This window comes from Phytobacter ursingii, from assembly GCF_001022135.1.
Classification (GTDB): Bacteria; Pseudomonadota; Gammaproteobacteria; order Enterobacterales; family Enterobacteriaceae; genus Phytobacter; species Phytobacter ursingii.
Genome location: NZ_CP011602.1, coordinates 879,191 through 894,561, shown reverse-complemented (window position 1 = coordinate 894,561; position 15,371 = coordinate 879,191). Strand labels below are relative to the sequence as shown.

The window sequence follows — 15,371 nt, the reverse complement described above, 5'->3', positions numbered from 1 at the left end:
GGATGGCACACCTCAGTCTCGATCAATTGACGACCTACAGGCTGGTCATCGGCCGGGGCAGCTTTACTGCTGCAGCCGAAGCGCTGGGAATCTCCCAGCCTGCGGTCAGTTTGCAGATGCGCCAACTGGAGACCGCTTTGCAAACCCGCCTGATTGAACGTACTGGTCGCGGCGTTCGTCCGACACCGGCAGGGTTAACGTTACTGGCGCACTGCGAAGAAATTGAAAAAGCCGTCAGTGCTGCCGTGCAATCGGTCGCCATGCACAAGCTCGATATCAGCGGCACGGTTACCCTTGGCACAGGTGCTACGGTATGTATTCATTTATTGCCAGCCCTATTGCAACAGTTGCGTAAAGACTATCCCCAACTGTCGGTGGGCGTCAGAACCGGCAATACGCAGGACATTGTTCGGGGCGTTGAGGAGAACAGTATCGACATAGGCCTTGTTACCCTGCCCGCGATCAGCAGGAACCTGGACGTCACGCCAGTCATGGTCGATGAATTCGTTACCATCACAGCAAAACCGACCCTCGCTGAGTCTGGGTTAGAGACAGAAGAACTGCCGCTGATCGTTTTCGCTTCCGGGAGCAGCACACGCCAGCTTATTGACGGCTGGTTTCAGCGTGCCGGTAAGAATATTTCACCCGTGATGGAGCTCGGCAGTATTGAGGCGATAAAACGAATGGTGCGCGCAGGGCTCGGTTACAGCATTGTGCCGCGGATGTCGGTTACTCAGGCTGAGGATTGCGCAGGCTTAACCGTTGAGCCGCTGGTCCCTGCGCTGCACCGCACGCTTGGGCTGATTATGCGCCAGGATAAAGTCGTAGGTCGCGCAATGCGCGAAGTGATTCACCGCATCCAGGCGATACCCGCCGCAAAGAGTAAAGACAGTGTGTAATCCGCGAACGACAATCTTGTGGTAATGCCTGACGTTCCGGAATGGAATGTTTGGTATGCTCAGAATTCATGATGTGATCGGTAGCACATTTCCGGCTTTAATTGTATGATGAATGCGTTTCATCAAGGGTATTCACCATGAGTAAATCACTGAACATTGTCTGGCAGTACCTTCGCGCATTTGTCCTGATATATGCATGTTTATACGCAGGAATTTATATCTCATCACTGCTGCCTATTACCATTCCCGGCAGCATCATCGGCATGTTAATCATGTTCGTCCTGCTGGCTTTGCAAATCCTGCCCGCCAAATGGGTTAATCCTGGCTGCTATGTGCTGATCCGCTACATGGCGCTCCTGTTTGTGCCGATTGGCGTGGGCGTTATGCAGTATTACGATATTCTGCGCGCGCAGTTTGGCCCGATAGTGGTCTCCTGTGCCGTCAGTACGGTGATTGTTTTTCTCGTGGTGAGCTGGACCACTCATCTGGCCCACGGCGAACGTAAGGTCATTGGCGAGAAAGGAAGTGAAGAATGATGGCGTATATCTGGTGGTCGCTGCCGTTAACGCTGGCGGTATTCTTTGCCGCACGTAAGCTCTCCGCGCGTTTCAAGATGGCGCTGCTAAATCCCTTGCTGATTGCGATGCTGGTCATTATCCCGTTCCTGCTGGTCACCGGCATCCCCTATGACCACTACTTCCAGGGCAGCAAAATCCTTAATGATTTATTGCAACCCGCCGTGGTCGCCCTGGCATTTCCGCTTTATGAGCAATTACATCAGATTCGCGCGCGCTGGAAGTCCATCATTACTATCTGCTTTTTCGGCAGTATTGTGGCGATGGCGAGCGGAGCCGGTATTGCACTGCTGATGGGCGCATCGCCTGAGATTGCCGCCTCTATTCTGCCGAAATCGGTCACCACACCGATTGCCATGGCGGTGGGCGGCAGCATTGGCGGCATTCCGGCAATCAGCGCGGTTTGCGTGATTTTTGTCGGCGTACTGGGCGCGGTCTTCGGGCATACGCTGCTGGATGCCATGCATATTCGCACAAAATCAGCTCGCGGCCTGGCGATGGGCACCGCATCTCACGCCCTGGGTACCGCGCGTTGTGCAGAGCTGGATTATCAGGAAGGCGCGTTCAGCTCACTGGCACTGGTTATTTGTGGGATTATTACGTCACTGATTGCGCCATTCCTGTTTCCCTTGATCCTCGCGATAGCGGGCTAAAATTTGCGATGTGTCGCGCATTTTTAATTTGAATTGCATACGTTGCATATACAGTGAGATGTTGATCACATATAAAGGCTAAACCGGCCCTTACACTACGATCCCATTACATTGTTATGAGGCAACGCCATGCATTCACGTTTTCACACTGCGTTTCCGACCCTTGCGGAGAATTTACAGGCCGCACTGGCACCGCTGCTGGCGGACGCGGATTTTCCCGCGATGTTAAGCGCAGAACAGGTATCGACTCTGCTTAACGCCACGGGGATGGACGAAGACGCATTGGCTTTCGCTCTGTTACCGTTAGCAGCAGCCTGTGCGCGTACTGAGCTTTCGCACTTTAATGTCGGCGCGATTGCTCGCGGCGTAAGCGGCACATGGTATTTTGGCAGTAATATGGAATTTCTTGGTGCCACCATGCAGCAAACCGTCCATGCTGAGCAAAGCGCCATCAGCCACGCCTGGCAGCGCGGCGAAAAAGCGCTGGCCTCCATTACCGTTAATTACACCCCCTGTGGTCACTGTCGCCAGTTTATGAATGAACTGAACAGCGGCCTGACGCTTCGTATTAACTTACCGGGACGTACGCCGCATACCCTGGGTGATTATTTGCCGGATGCCTTCGGCCCTAAAGATCTTGAGATCAAAACCCTGCTACTTGATGACCAGGACCACGGGTTCACCCTGAGCGGAGATGCACTCTCTCAGGCAGCCATCGCAGCCGCTAACAAAAGCCATACGCCGTATACACAGTCACCGTCAGGGGTGGCTATCGAGTGTCGCAATGGGCGCATTTTCAGCGGCAGCTATGCCGAAAATGCCGCGTTTAACCCGACATTGCCGCCGCTACAGGGCGCATTGAATCTGATGAGCCTTGCCGGGTACGACTACCCGGATATGCAGCGGGCGGTCCTCGCAGAAAGAGCCGATGCCCCTCTCACCCAATGGGACGCAACTGTCGCCACGTTGCGCGCTCTGGGTTGTCAGAACGTTGAGCGCATTTTGCTCGACTGATCCCTTAACTGCGGGCATTTTGCCCGCAGTGATGAAAAACCCCGCAATTGAACGCCCGTTTCTTGCGATTGCCGAACGGGTAAAGTAGCCTTGAGTGAAATTTAACCCTGTATCGAGTTTGTCCGCATGCTAAAGCGCTTTGTATACAGCCTGTTGGTCCTTATCGGCTTACTGCTGTTGTCTGCGCTCGGCTTAGACCGCTGGATGAGCTGGAAAACGGCCCCCTATATCTACGATGACCTGCAGGATTTACCCTGGCGTCAGGTGGGGGTGGTGCTGGGCACGGCAAAATATTACCGCACTGGCGTGATTAATCAGTATTACCGGTATCGTATTCAGGGCGCGCTGAATGCCTACAACAGTGGCAAAGTGAATTACTTGCTGTTAAGCGGCGATAATGCGCTGCAAAGCTATAATGAGCCCGTCACCATGCGTAAAGACCTCATTGCCGCAGGCGTTGACCCTTCGGATATCGTACTGGACTATGCGGGATTTCGGACACTCGATTCTATCGTTCGTACGCGTAAGGTTTTCGATACCAACGATTTTATTATTATCACCCAACGCTTCCACTGCGAGCGTGCGCTCTTTATTGCCCTGCATATGGGCATCCAGGCGCAATGCTATGCCGTACCTTCGCCGAAAAATATGTGGAGCGTACGCGTCCGTGAATTTGGTGCACGTCTGGGGACGCTCGCTGATTTATATGTGTTCAAACGTGAACCCCGTTTCTTAGGCCCGCTGGAACCTATTCCCTCATTGCAGGAAGTCCCGGACGATGCGCAGGGCTACCCGGCGGTGACCGTCGAGCAGTTGCTTGATTTAGAAAAGAAAAATAACTAGATATCTCACTACTTCGTATCAGAAGACTGAAACACCGCGCGTAAGTATTTTAGCGGGGCGTATAAGCGAATACTTGCGCGCCATAAATTCCTGATGGTTGATATGTTCTTCTTCTTGCTTATTTAGCGTCCAGAGGCCGGTCAGCGCATTAAACGGCAATGTGACTTCGCCGCCCGGCGTCGAGACAATATACTCACCCGTTCGTAAGTAACCCGCCTGGCATTCAATCCGCAACTGCGATCTATTCTTCATTGAAAATTCAATTTTACTAAAGCCAGTTGGGATAACGGTATAAAACCAGGCGGGCAAATGGGTTATTGTCAGATCACCAAGGTCAGCAACAACAGCATTATCCCGCAGTAATTGCACGGATTTTAAATAGTAGTGATTTGAGGTTTGTCTTTCGTGCGGCGGGTAATCAACTTTAAAATACACAACATTCATAGGCGCTCCAGCTCAGCATTACAACGGCTTGCTCAACTATAGTATATAGCGTAAGAAGCAGGTAATACGCCAACATTAAGAATTGGCTTAAGCAACAACGTAGCGGCACTTAACTATTTTTTAGTGAAATTAACAAATAAATGAGTAAGATGCCTAAAATAATGAGCAGCAGACTGTAATGAACCACAGCTGCTGCAATGTTAATTATTCATAAACTGAGGGGTGTCAGGCAACTTTTTCTTCATACTTATGCAGACTAACCTGGAGATCATAAATGAGGCTTTTGACCTTCTCCGGCGTCAGACTAAAAAACTGCGACTCGAACGTTGAACCGCCCGGTGCATGAGGGGAAGTACTGTAACCAAAACGAATAACCACGCCATTCAAATCTTCCACTGTTCCCACCTGCCATCCATTAACGGGAAATGCAGGAAATGCTGATTCATTGTTCATCCTAATCTCCTTGTGAATGTTGTGACTCAAAGAGCGTAGCACCGAAATGAAAAAATTAACAATAGAGAATAGGTGAACTTTTAACGTAAAAGTGAATTTATTATTCGATCTGCAATATCCTCACGTTTATTAATTACCAGCCTAAGTAAATTCTGAATATATGTTATTCAACAGGAGGTTATCAGTTAACACTTTGTTACTCTCATGTTCAAAAAAAGGACAAATGGAAAATATATCCTTGACGAAATACCTGAAAGAAATAACCGCCTCGCTAGTTATCCCTTTACAGAAAAATAAGGAAATGTGCGTACTTCGTTTGTATAAAAATTAAAAAAAACGTTTCGTTATTTCTGTTCAGATAGCGCGAATCAATATTAAGGTCTACCTTAAAATTCTGGTTTACAAAAGAGGAAAATAATTATGTCACCTGCGGATAAGAAACATCTTCATTACCCACGCCCTCCTTTTCCGGCACAGCCACAACAGCCGCCTGGATTAGCGTCCGAAATGAAACCTATTCCGGATCATGGGGAAACAAGTTATGTCGGTTCAGGAAGGCTGGCAGGTAAGCGCGCGTTAATTACCGGCGGTGATTCCGGTATCGGTCGAGCCGTTGCCATCGCTTTCGCTCGTGAGGGCGCAGACGTAGCCATTAATTATTTACCTGAAGAACAAGCCGATGCCGAAGCGGTGATTGCCTTAATCGCCGCAGAAGGACGAAAAGCAGTCGCGTTGCCGGGCGATGTGCGTGACGAAGCGTTTTGCCAGCAGCTCGTCGCCAGCGCCGTCCGGGAACTGGGAGGTCTGGAGATTCTGGTTAATAATGCCGGACGCCAACAATACTGCGAATCCATTGAGGATCTGACCACCGAAGCGTTTGATGCCACCTTTAAGACAAACGTTTATGCGCCGTTCTGGATAACCAAAGCCGCCATCCCCCATTTGCAGGAGGGGGCGGTCATTATCAATACCACCTCGGTTCAGGCATACCAGCCCAGCCCTATCCTGCTGGATTACGCGCAAACCAAAGCCTGCGGTGTCGCCTTTACCAAAGCGCTGGCGCAGCAGCTTGGCGAAAAAGGGATTCGCGTAAACGCCGTAGCGCCGGGGCCATACTGGACAGTGCTGCAATCCAGTGGCGGTCAGCCTGAGGAAAAAGTGAAACAATTTGGCGCATCCGCACCGCTTGGCCGTCCCGGTCAACCCGTGGAAATCGCCCCGCTATATGTGCTGTTTGCCTCAGATGAAAGTTCATACTCTTCTGGCCAGGTCTGGTGCTCTGACGGCGGCACCGGTACGCTGTAATACCTGTGGCAGGCTTCGGCCTGCCATGTCTGTTGTGCTTATCCGTGGGTTTCCGGTTAATCATTTTCTTGGTACACGTTCAATCTCACCTCGGTTTTGCTTTAAATTTCTCATCTTTTCCGGCATTGCGCCCTGCTCCGCTTTTGCCCGCAATCTGCAATCCGAACGTAGACCTGCCGCCGTGAGCGCAAACGGTAAACGGGAGTAGATCATCAGTAACTTCCAGTCAGCATAATGAAAAGACAGGTCATTTCCCTGCGCTATCGCCAATCCTGGTTACGCTTGATCCAGGCACTTATTTTTGGCGGCAGATGGCCGCCATACTTATGACCAGGAGAAAAGATGAAGAACGAGTCGTATACTCATCCGCCGCGTCATGATGGCTATGCGGGGCTGGGTGATTACGCTGCCATTGGCGATGGCCGTTCGGTGGCGTTGATCGCCCCTGATGGCGCGATTGACTGGTGGTGCGCCCCCAATATGGACTCCCCGCCACTGTTCGATCGCATTCTTGACGCCGCCAGTGGCGGTTTCTTCCAGATTGAACCCACCGGCGACTATCGCGTTGAACGCCGCTACCGGGAAAACAGCAATATACTGGAAACCTGCTATCAGACTGCATCGGGTAGCGTGATGTTAACCGAATCCCTCAACAGCAATTACGCCGGACGCCTGCCGTGGTGTGAACTGGCTAGACGCGTAGAGGGCCTCACTGGCGAAGTCGAACTGCGGGTGAGTTTTGTGCCGGGAACAGCAGCCTGTACCCGCTCTCCCTGGATTCAGAGCACCGACAAAGGCCAGGTCATCCACATTGGTGATTTAATGGCGATGCTGCGGACCTCTGACGATGTTTCCCTTACCCATTTCGATGACCACGCGATTGAAGGAACGCTTATCGCCCGCGAGGGCGTACGTTCGCTGGTGGCGTTGCTGGTCAGTCATAAAGAGCCGCTTGCGGTGCCGTCTCTTGAAAAGATTGACGGTCATATTGATATCTCCGACCACGTCTGGCAGCTATGGTGCGAAAGCCTGACCTACCAGGGGCTGTTTCCCGAGCACGTCAAGCGGTCGGCGCTGGCGCTAAAGTTTCTGCTCTATTCCCCGACCGGCGCCCTGGCGGCAGCGCCCACCACATCGCTGCCGGAAGGCATCGGCGGCGAGAAAAACTATGACTACCGCTATGCGTGGACGCGGGATGCCTGCATGATCATCCGCGCTTTTACCGTTATCGGCGCGCTGGAGGAGTGCAAGGCGGCCTTCTCATGGCTTACCAACACGATCCTGCGCCATGACGGCAAAGTGCGCGTTTGCTATACCCTTGATGGCGGTATCGTTCCGGCGGAAAGCTACCCGCCGCTAAGCGGCTATAAAAACTCACACCCGGTGCGTATAGGCAATAACGCCCGCGACCAGCAGCAACTCAGTATGTATGGCGATTTGCTGGCTACCGCCCTGCTGTTTGTCCGCGCCGGACATGTACTGGATCTCACCACCGCCCGACTGCTCGCCGCGCTGGCGAATACCTGCGCCGATATCTGGAAACAGGAGGATTCCGGCATCTGGGAATTGCACGACTTGCAGCACTATACCCACTCTAAAATCACCTGCTGGATTACGCTGGATATTGCCGCACATCTGGCGCGAGAGGGGCATCTGGAAGCCACGTGGGTTGCCCGCTGGGATCGCGAAAAATCGCGCATCCAGGCGTGGGTTGAGGCACATTGCTGGTCAGAGAAAAAGCAGTCATACACCTTTTATGCCGGCAGTGATCGGCTCGACGCCTCGCTCTGCCTTACCTGGCATTATGGTAAGCATTGTAATGTGCAGCGCATGCGTTCCACCCTCAACGCCCTTGTCGATGAACTGGGGCATGGCGAACCCATGCTCTATCGCTACAGCGGTGTCGAGCAGGAGGAGAGCACCTTTGTCGCCTGTTCATTCTGGCTGGTGGAGGCGCTGGCGGAGATGGGAGATAAAGCCCGCGCGCGGCGCTATATGGACACTATCCTGAAGACGCTGTGCGATAAGGGTAACGTGGAGACGTTTAATGAGATGTTCGATGTGCGCAGTGGCGAGTGGCGCGGCAACGTGCCGCAGGGGTTGAGCCATCTGGCGCTGATTTGCGCCGCCGATGCGCTGTCAAAATAGCGGGTCGGAAACTCCCGGACAGGGCGTGATAACGCCTTATCCGGGCATATCCTCTCCCCGTGGGGAGAGGGACAGACAGCGTTACTTCTTACGGGCGTATTTCAGGGAGTCCAGCGCCACCGCAAAGATGATGATGCCGCCCTTGATGATGTACTGCCAGTACGGGTTGATACCGATATAGGTCAGACCGTAGTTGATAACGGTGAAGATAATCACACCGGTCACCACACCCAGAACCGTACCCACGCCGCCGCTAAAGGAGACGCCGCCCACCACGCATGCTGCGATGGCGTCCAGTTCGTACATAAAGCCAAGGTTGTTGGTTGCAGAACCGATACGACCCGCCTCCAGCATCCCACCGAACGCATAGAACACACCGGACAGGGCATAGATCATCAGCAGGTTCAGTGCCACGTTAACACCAGACACTTTTGCCGCTTCCGGGTTACCGCCGATAGCAAAAATGTTTTTACCGAAACGGGTTTTGTTCCACAGGACCCATACGAAAGCAACAGCAATCAATGCATAGAAGGTGATGTAAGACAGACGGAACGCACCCAGCGCGATAAAGCCTTGCGTGAAGGTTGAGAAGCCGCTATCAAAACCGGAAATCGGCGATGCGCCCACGAAATCGTAGTACAGGGAGTTGATACCGTACACGATGATCATGGTGCCCAGGGTGGTGATAAATGGCGTCACGTTGAGGTATGCGATGATGATGCCGTTCACCAGACCGATGATCGCACCGATCACACAGACAATGCCGATGACCGCAATGATCGGCATCGTGTGCATTTCCGGGAACACTTTGTTGACGTTTTCCATCGACTGTAACAAGGTCGCCGCCACTACCGCCGCCAGCCCCACCTGGCGTCCTGCGGACAGGTCAGTACCCTGGGTCACGATAAGCCCTGCCACGCCCAGCGCGATGATAATACGCACGGAGGACTGGGTCAGAATGTTACTTAAGTTCAGCAGACTTAAGAACGTAGGATCCTGGAAAATAATAATCGCCAGTAACACTAAAAGAACAACGTAAATACCGCCGTCTTTCAGATAAGTGAGAAAAGTTTTTTTATTTAACGCACTCATGAGGAGCCCCTGATCTTAAAGGTGCAAAGACGCAAGACGGAGTATTTCGTTTTGCGTTGTCGTTTTAGTGTCAACAATTCCGGCAACGAGACCATTGCTCATAACCAGAATACGGTCAGTGATACCCAACAATTCAGGCATTTCAGAGGAAATAATAATAATCCCCTTATTTTTCTTCGCCAGCTCCGCAATCAGCTGATAGATCTCGAATTTCGCCCCAACGTCAATACCACGCGTTGGTTCGTCAAGCATTAAGATTTCCGGTTGCGTTAACAACCAGCGACCAATAATTACTTTCTGTTGGTTCCCACCAGAAAGCGATCCGATCTGGGTACGGTGGCCAGGCGTTTTCACGCGCATAGAGTCAATTACCCACTGGGTATCGCTCTTCATACGGGAATTATCCAGCAGACCGACTTTATTTTTATAATTCTGAATATTGGAAATAAGCGAGTTAAATCCGATATCCAGGTAAGCATAAATCCCGGTAGAGCGACGCTCTTCGGTAACCAGTGCGAAACCATTATTAATGGCTTCATTCGCATTGTGGTTATTAATACTTTTGCCGTGTAGCTTAATCGTACCCGTGGCTTTTTCACGAATACCAAATAATGTTTCTACGATATCGGTGCGTTTCGCCCCGACCAGCCCGGCAATACCCAGGATCTCACCTTTGCGCAGGTCAAAGGAGATATCGCGGATTGACGGCTGGCGCAATGACGTCAGATTACGCACTTCAAGAATCGTCTCCCCCGGTGTGTTCTGGCGATCCGGGAAGCGTTGGTTGAGCGAGCGCCCTACCATCATCGCAATGATCTTGTCCATGTCCAGCCCTTCGAGCGGCTGGGTCGCAATCCACTGACCATCGCGCAGGATCGTGATTTCATCACACAGCTGGAAGATCTCTTCCATCTTATGGGAGATATAAACAATACCGCAGCCGCGATCTTTCAGCTTACGGATAATTTTGAAAAGATGATTAACTTCTTTTTCGGTCAGCGAAGAAGTTGGTTCGTCCATGATGACAATTTTGGCATCGTACGAGAACGCTTTTGCAATTTCGATCATCTGCATTTGCGAAACAGATAATGTACCTACACGCGCACGCGGATCGATATCAATATCCAGCTCATCAAAGATGGCTTTTGTATCACGGTACATTTTGTCCTGATCGACAAACACGCCTTTGGTTGGGTAGCGACCTAACCACATGTTATCCATTACAGAACGTTGCAACACCAGATTAAGTTCCTGGTGAACCATTGAGATACCATTTTCCAGCGCTTCTTTTGCAGAATGGAAATCGATTTCTTTTCCCTGAAAAAGAATACTACCGGAGTCTTTCTGGTATATCCCAAAAAGGCATTTTAATAATGTCGATTTACCGGCGCCATTTTCACCCATTAATGCATGGATAGAGTGCGGACGCACTTTTAAATTCACATTATCGAGAGCCTTTACCCCTGGAAAAGACTTGTTGATATTGCTCATTTCCAACAAGAATTCACCGGACGACTGAGTATTATTGCTGACCATAATTGTACCTTGTTGGCCTGGCATATCGTATTATAAGGGCGCAACTATTATTGTTGCGCCCGGTGAGAACATGCTTAAAACGAATTATTTACCGATGAACTGAGACAGATTGCCCTGATCTACGCCAACGTAAGGAATACGAACAATTTTGTTTTCGATTTTCCAGTTGGTGCCGTCAGCAGCGCCTTTACCGTCTGCCAGGTTTTTCGCCAGATCGAAGGTCGCTTTCGCCTGGTTGTTCGCATCGTTCAGCACGGTACCGGCCATTGCGCCAGATTTAACCAATGCCAGCGCTTCTGGCAGTGCATCCACGCCGAAGACCGGAATGGAAGATTTGTTGTGCGCTTTCAGCGCTTCAACCGCACCCATTGCCATCGCATCGTTGTTCGCGATCACGACTTCAATTTTGTTTGCGTTCGGACCGGACAACCATGCGTCCATTTTGTCTTTCGCCTGAGCGGTATCCCACATCGCGGTATCTAACTGCAGTTGCTCAGTTTTGATGCCTTTGTCATTCAGCTCTTTGATAACGTAAGTCGTACGTGCTTCAGCATCCGGGTGACCTGGTTCGCCTTTCAGCAGAACGTACTGGATTTGACCATCTTTGTTGAGGTCCCAGTTTTTATTGTCAGCCCAGTGTTTGGCAATCAGGTCACCCTGAATGATGCCGGATTCTTTGGAGTCGGTACCCACATAATAAGCTTTGTCGTAGCTATCCAGCGCTTTGCGAGAAGGCTCTTTGTTGAAGAACACAACCGGAACGTTCTGACCACGTGCTTTTTCGATAACGGTGCCTGCAGCAGCCGGGTCAACCAGGTTGATGGCCAGTGCTTTAACGCCTTTAGCCAGCAGAACGTCGATCTGGTCGTTCTGTTTGGACTGGTCGTTCTGGGAGTCGTTCATCAGCAGCTGTACGCCAGAAGCCTCTTTGGCGTCTTTCTCGATGGCTTTACGGACAACTGACATGAAGTTGTCGTCATATTTGTAGATGGTCACACCAATACGGGTATCAGCTGCATGTGCGGCTGCGCCAAAAAGCATGCTTGCCATAACAGCAGACAGAGTCAACACCTTCTTATTCATGGTATCTCCGGTTTTTTTATGCAGGGTAGTTCATGCGAATAATGATCGGCGGGACAGCAAGTTAATGAAACGTTACTGTTCGCCGAAGTTCACTCAAAAAATTCGTTCTTCCGTGTTCGGTAACGCTCCAATAATGCGCTTTCTTCGATGCTTCAGGCTGAATGACTCAGTGAAAGTGAATAATCACCGTTACATCGTGTTTCAGCTTCTAAAACGCTGACATCATAGTCACCGGCTTGTTAAGATACTGTGAATTTACTCACAGATTGAAAACGGTTACATCAACAAACATCATAAGTTAGTGATCGTTCCCACAGATTGACGTGCAGCGACGGAATGACGGCGCACCAGCGTTGGCATAAAGCAGTGCGTTGCCTCAGGATCGAGCTTGCCCGCCGCCCCCATCAGCGCCAGTTCGGTGGCCAGACGGGCCATTGACGCAATGGGATAACGCACCGTCGTCAATTGCGGATCGGTATAACGGGCAATCGGTATATCATCGAAACCAATCAGAGACAGATGCTGTGGCACCGCAATCCCATTATCTTTCAGCGCCGTTAACGCGCCGGCTGCCATGCTATCGTTATAGGCAAACACCGCAGTAAGCTGCTGGTTGCGACTCAACAGTTCGACCATCGCGGCCTCCCCGCCCTGCATATCCGGTGAGCCCATACCGACCCATGCATCCGGCGCGGCAATGCTCTGCTCTGCAAGCGCTTTAACCCAGCCCTCGCGGCGCATGTCGTTGTCTTCAATCTGATGGCTGGAGGCGAGATAGCCGATGCGGTGATGCCCGTGATTGAGCAACATGCGGGTGGCCATCACCGCGCCGCTGATGTTATCCAGCGAGACACAACGGTGGACGTAACCGGGCACGACGCGATTGATCAATACCATGCCAGGGATTTGTTCCATAAACCCGGCAAGCTCTTCATCGCTTAGCGCTTTTGAATGAACAATCAGCGCGTTACATCGTTGACGTATCAGCACCTCAATGGCGTGACGCTCTTTTTCCGCTTCATGATAGCTATTGCCGATAAGCACATATTTCTGGTGCTGTTGCGCCACGGTATCGACCGCCTTCACCAGCGCGCCAAAGAAGGCGTCGGAGACATCCATCACGACCACGCCGATAGTGTCGCTGACCTGCGTGGCCAGTGCCTGCGCGTTGGCATTCGGGCGATAGCCCAGTTGCGCAACTGCCTTCATCACGGCTTCCCGCGTTTCCTGACTGACCAGCGCACTGTTATTGAGCACACGGGAAACCGTCGCGACGGAAACGCCCGCCTGACGGGCCACATCACGAATGGTGATCATAGGGACCAACCTTTATGTTGATTACGGCAGCTCACAGATACCCCCTGTTTAGCAAGGAGGCTATTCTCTCAGTCGGCGAGAGGTTGCTGCGTGAGTGGCATCACACGAATGGAAACGGTTACATCCGTTTTGTTAATGATTGTGATCCAGATCGTTATCTGGATGTGCGCGGCAATGATGTCCCCGCAGCACGTGCGGTTAATTGCCGCCACAACCATTCCATCGGTCCCTGGCGGAAACGGCGCAGCCAGAGCACGGAGAAAAGAATATTGACGGCCCAGACAGGTGGAACGAAAGCCAGCAGATGCAAGCGGTCAAACTTCATTACCAGACCGAAACGATAAAACAGGGTGGTACAAATGAGTGTTTGCAGCAGGTAATTGCTCAGCGCCATTCGCCCAACGCAGGCCACGGCATTGACCAGCCGCCAGCGGCACAGCTGTGGCCAGAAACCATAGATAATCGCGGTATATCCCAGGACCTGGATAGGTGCGCCCAGCTCACGCGGCGCTTGCAGAATAAATGCGCACCAGCGATAAGACCAGCCGAGCTGCCATTGAGCGATAATAGCCGGCAGGTTTATCGCAACGCCGAGCGCTATCAGAAACAATCCCGTACGGCGATAGTGCCGCAGGCTGAACTGCCCTTTCAGCCAGCCACTGCGCATCAGCGCCGCGCCCAGCAGCATCAGCCCGGCCAACTCCCAGCCGTACTGCGCCCCCAGCGCCAACAGGCCGCTGGATAGCATGTCCGCACGATTACCAATGGCCTCCATCATGCTGCCCGTGGTTTTCCACCAGACTTCATACTGGATATTGGCCGGCCCCGGTAGCCACGAGCGATTAGGTGCGCTGCCGGAGATAACCCCCAGCAACAGCAAGACCACAATGCCTATCAAATAGAGGGCAAGACCGGTATTGAACAGCGCTTTCACACTTTGCGCATCGCGAATCATGCGCCAGCTAATAAGACCCACCAGCCCGTAGGCCAGCAAAATATCGCCATCCCAGAATACCAGCGCATGAATAAAACCCAGCAGCACCAGCAACGTGAGACGCGACTGGATCCAGCGTTTGCCGCGAGGTAACAGCATTTGCAGACCCGCGCCAAACAAAAGCGCAAACAGGGAGAGGAATTTCACCTGCGCGAACAGGTCGAGCACCGCCCATGTCCAGGCGTCGCTTAAGGTGATAGTGCCGCTCCAGGCGGGGTTAAGGTAGGCCGCCTTTGGCAGTCCAAAGGCCGTGATATTCAGGAGCAGGATACCAAGAATGGCAATGCCACGAACAAAATCCAGCGTGACATTTCTCTCCATGTATCCGGCTCTCCAGGTTAATTAGTTGTGGTGACGTACAGCGCGCAGGAACTCCTGGCGAGTGTTCTGGCTGGATTTAAACAGGCCACCCAGCGAGGTCGTTGTGGTTGCGCTGGTTGCATCACGAATGCCGCGCGCTTTCACGCAGTAATGCACCGCGTCAATGGACACAGCGACATTATTGGTCCCCAGCAGCGTTTGCAGCGCCGTCAGAATTTGCTGTGTCAAACGCTCCTGCACCTGCGGACGCTGGGCAAAGAACTGCACGATACGGTTAATTTTCGACAGACCAATCACCGACTCTTTAGGAATATAAGCGACGGTCGCCTTCCCATCGATAGTAACAAAGTGGTGTTCACAGGTGCTGGTCAGCGTAATATCGCGCACCGTGACCATCTCATCCACTTTCATTTTATTTTCGATGACGGTGATTTTCGGGAAATTGGCATAATCCAGTCCCGAGAATATTTCATCAACGTACATTTTGGCGATGCGATGTGGGGTTTCCATCAGGCTGTCATCATTCAGATCGAGATTAAGGAGTTGCATAATCTCGGTCATATGACCGGCTATCAGGCGCTTACGGGTTTCGTTATCCATGTCGACAGGCGGGCGCAACGGGGTTTCAAGGCCACGGGCAACCAGGGCTTCATGAACGAGAGCCGCTTCTTTACTGAGTGATGACATTTTTTAT

The 15,371-nt window shown here is 51.9% G+C and carries 15 protein-coding genes; 7 read left to right on the top strand and 8 right to left on the bottom strand.

Going from position 1 to position 15,371, the window contains the following annotated elements; genetic code table 11:
- Nucleotides 1-2 precede the first annotated feature (2 nt).
- From AB182_RS07545 to sanA, 5 genes are all read left to right on the top strand, one after another.
- A complete protein-coding gene (locus AB182_RS07545; protein WP_047369554.1) occupies nucleotides 3-899 on the top strand; it encodes a LysR family transcriptional regulator in 897 nt (298 codons plus the stop codon).
- Between the two features lie 137 nt (nucleotides 900-1,036).
- Nucleotides 1,037-1,435 (top strand): CidA/LrgA family protein, encoded by a 399-nt coding sequence (locus AB182_RS07540; protein ID WP_047369553.1) that lies wholly within the window; start codon nucleotides 1,037-1,039, stop codon nucleotides 1,433-1,435.
- Nucleotides 1,432-2,127, top strand: coding sequence for a CidB/LrgB family autolysis modulator (locus tag AB182_RS07535; protein ID WP_047369552.1), 696 nt, complete (start codon nucleotides 1,432-1,434; stop codon nucleotides 2,125-2,127). Before AB182_RS07540 ends, AB182_RS07535 begins: the two co-directional genes overlap by 4 nt.
- Before the next feature lie 129 nt (nucleotides 2,128-2,256).
- On the top strand, nucleotides 2,257-3,141 hold the full coding sequence (gene cdd / locus AB182_RS07530; RefSeq protein ID WP_047369551.1) for a cytidine deaminase: 885 nt from the start codon (nucleotides 2,257-2,259) through the stop codon (nucleotides 3,139-3,141).
- Between the two features lie 126 nt (nucleotides 3,142-3,267).
- A complete protein-coding gene (sanA, locus tag AB182_RS07525) occupies nucleotides 3,268-3,984 on the top strand; it encodes an outer membrane permeability protein SanA (RefSeq protein ID WP_047369550.1) in 717 nt (238 codons plus the stop codon).
- An 18-nt stretch (nucleotides 3,985-4,002) separates the two neighbouring features.
- Here the strand turns inward: sanA and AB182_RS07520 are convergent, their stop codons facing one another.
- Nucleotides 4,003-4,428 carry a hypothetical protein gene (locus tag AB182_RS07520; RefSeq protein ID WP_047369549.1) on the bottom strand — a complete coding sequence of 142 codons (426 nt, stop codon included), beginning with the start codon at nucleotides 4,426-4,428 and terminating at the stop codon, nucleotides 4,003-4,005.
- Nucleotides 4,429-4,653: 225 nt separating this feature from the next.
- On the bottom strand, nucleotides 4,654-4,881 hold the full coding sequence (locus tag AB182_RS07515; RefSeq protein ID WP_047369548.1) for a phage domain protein: 228 nt from the start codon (nucleotides 4,879-4,881) through the stop codon (nucleotides 4,654-4,656).
- Between the two features lie 420 nt (nucleotides 4,882-5,301).
- Between AB182_RS07515 and AB182_RS07510 the strand changes: the two genes are divergently transcribed.
- Nucleotides 5,302-6,186, top strand: coding sequence for an SDR family oxidoreductase (locus tag AB182_RS07510; protein ID WP_047369547.1), 885 nt, complete (start codon nucleotides 5,302-5,304; stop codon nucleotides 6,184-6,186).
- Between the two features lie 342 nt (nucleotides 6,187-6,528).
- Nucleotides 6,529-8,334 (top strand): glycoside hydrolase family 15 protein, encoded by a 1,806-nt coding sequence (locus AB182_RS07505; protein ID WP_047369546.1) that lies wholly within the window; start codon nucleotides 6,529-6,531, stop codon nucleotides 8,332-8,334.
- 81 nt (nucleotides 8,335-8,415) lie between these two features.
- Here AB182_RS07505 and mglC read toward each other — a convergent pair whose 3' ends face one another.
- The 6 genes from mglC to folE all read right to left on the bottom strand — a co-directional run bounded on the left by mglC (nucleotide 8,416) and on the right by folE (nucleotide 15,364).
- Nucleotides 8,416-9,426 (bottom strand): galactose/methyl galactoside ABC transporter permease MglC, encoded by a 1,011-nt coding sequence (gene mglC / locus AB182_RS07500; protein WP_047369545.1) that lies wholly within the window; start codon nucleotides 9,424-9,426, stop codon nucleotides 8,416-8,418.
- A gap of 15 nt (nucleotides 9,427-9,441) precedes the next feature.
- Nucleotides 9,442-10,962 (bottom strand): galactose/methyl galactoside ABC transporter ATP-binding protein MglA, encoded by a 1,521-nt coding sequence (gene mglA / locus AB182_RS07495; RefSeq protein ID WP_047369544.1) that lies wholly within the window; start codon nucleotides 10,960-10,962, stop codon nucleotides 9,442-9,444.
- 84 nt (nucleotides 10,963-11,046) lie between these two features.
- Entirely contained in the window at nucleotides 11,047-12,045 is a 999-nt protein-coding gene (mglB, locus tag AB182_RS07490) for a galactose/glucose ABC transporter substrate-binding protein MglB (RefSeq protein ID WP_047369543.1), read from the bottom strand.
- Nucleotides 12,046-12,336: 291 nt separating this feature from the next.
- Nucleotides 12,337-13,362 (bottom strand): HTH-type transcriptional regulator GalS, encoded by a 1,026-nt coding sequence (gene galS, locus AB182_RS07485; RefSeq protein WP_047369542.1) that lies wholly within the window; start codon nucleotides 13,360-13,362, stop codon nucleotides 12,337-12,339.
- A 154-nt stretch (nucleotides 13,363-13,516) separates the two neighbouring features.
- On the bottom strand, nucleotides 13,517-14,677 hold the full coding sequence (gene yeiB, locus AB182_RS07480; protein ID WP_047369541.1) for a DUF418 domain-containing protein YeiB: 1,161 nt from the start codon (nucleotides 14,675-14,677) through the stop codon (nucleotides 13,517-13,519).
- Nucleotides 14,678-14,698: 21 nt separating this feature from the next.
- Nucleotides 14,699-15,364, bottom strand: a complete 666-nt coding sequence (folE, locus tag AB182_RS07475) for a GTP cyclohydrolase I FolE (RefSeq protein ID WP_039079972.1) — start codon at nucleotides 15,362-15,364, stop codon at nucleotides 14,699-14,701.
- Nucleotides 15,365-15,371: the final 7 nt, after the last annotated feature.

What these genes read in the sequence shown, in the direction of transcription:
- AB182_RS07545 (WP_047369554.1), top strand. Translation starts at nt 3, where the DNA reads ATGGCACACCTCAGTCTCGATCAATTGACGACCTACAGGCTGGTCATC.
- AB182_RS07540 (WP_047369553.1), top strand. Translation starts at nt 1,037, where the DNA reads ATGAGTAAATCACTGAACATTGTCTGGCAGTACCTTCGCGCATTTGTC.
- AB182_RS07535 (WP_047369552.1), top strand. Translation starts at nt 1,432, where the DNA reads ATGATGGCGTATATCTGGTGGTCGCTGCCGTTAACGCTGGCGGTATTC.
- cdd (WP_047369551.1), top strand. Translation starts at nt 2,257, where the DNA reads ATGCATTCACGTTTTCACACTGCGTTTCCGACCCTTGCGGAGAATTTA.
- sanA (WP_047369550.1), top strand. Translation starts at nt 3,268, where the DNA reads ATGCTAAAGCGCTTTGTATACAGCCTGTTGGTCCTTATCGGCTTACTG.
- AB182_RS07520 (WP_047369549.1), bottom strand. Translation starts at nt 4,428, where the DNA reads ATGAATGTTGTGTATTTTAAAGTTGATTACCCGCCGCACGAAAGACAA.
- AB182_RS07515 (WP_047369548.1), bottom strand. Translation starts at nt 4,881, where the DNA reads ATGAACAATGAATCAGCATTTCCTGCATTTCCCGTTAATGGATGGCAG.
- AB182_RS07510 (WP_047369547.1), top strand. Translation starts at nt 5,302, where the DNA reads ATGTCACCTGCGGATAAGAAACATCTTCATTACCCACGCCCTCCTTTT.
- AB182_RS07505 (WP_047369546.1), top strand. Translation starts at nt 6,529, where the DNA reads ATGAAGAACGAGTCGTATACTCATCCGCCGCGTCATGATGGCTATGCG.
- mglC (WP_047369545.1), bottom strand. Translation starts at nt 9,426, where the DNA reads ATGAGTGCGTTAAATAAAAAAACTTTTCTCACTTATCTGAAAGACGGC.
- mglA (WP_047369544.1), bottom strand. Translation starts at nt 10,962, where the DNA reads ATGGTCAGCAATAATACTCAGTCGTCCGGTGAATTCTTGTTGGAAATG.
- mglB (WP_047369543.1), bottom strand. Translation starts at nt 12,045, where the DNA reads ATGAATAAGAAGGTGTTGACTCTGTCTGCTGTTATGGCAAGCATGCTT.
- galS (WP_047369542.1), bottom strand. Translation starts at nt 13,362, where the DNA reads ATGATCACCATTCGTGATGTGGCCCGTCAGGCGGGCGTTTCCGTCGCG.
- yeiB (WP_047369541.1), bottom strand. Translation starts at nt 14,677, where the DNA reads ATGGAGAGAAATGTCACGCTGGATTTTGTTCGTGGCATTGCCATTCTT.
- folE (WP_039079972.1), bottom strand. Translation starts at nt 15,364, where the DNA reads ATGTCATCACTCAGTAAAGAAGCGGCTCTCGTTCATGAAGCCCTGGTT.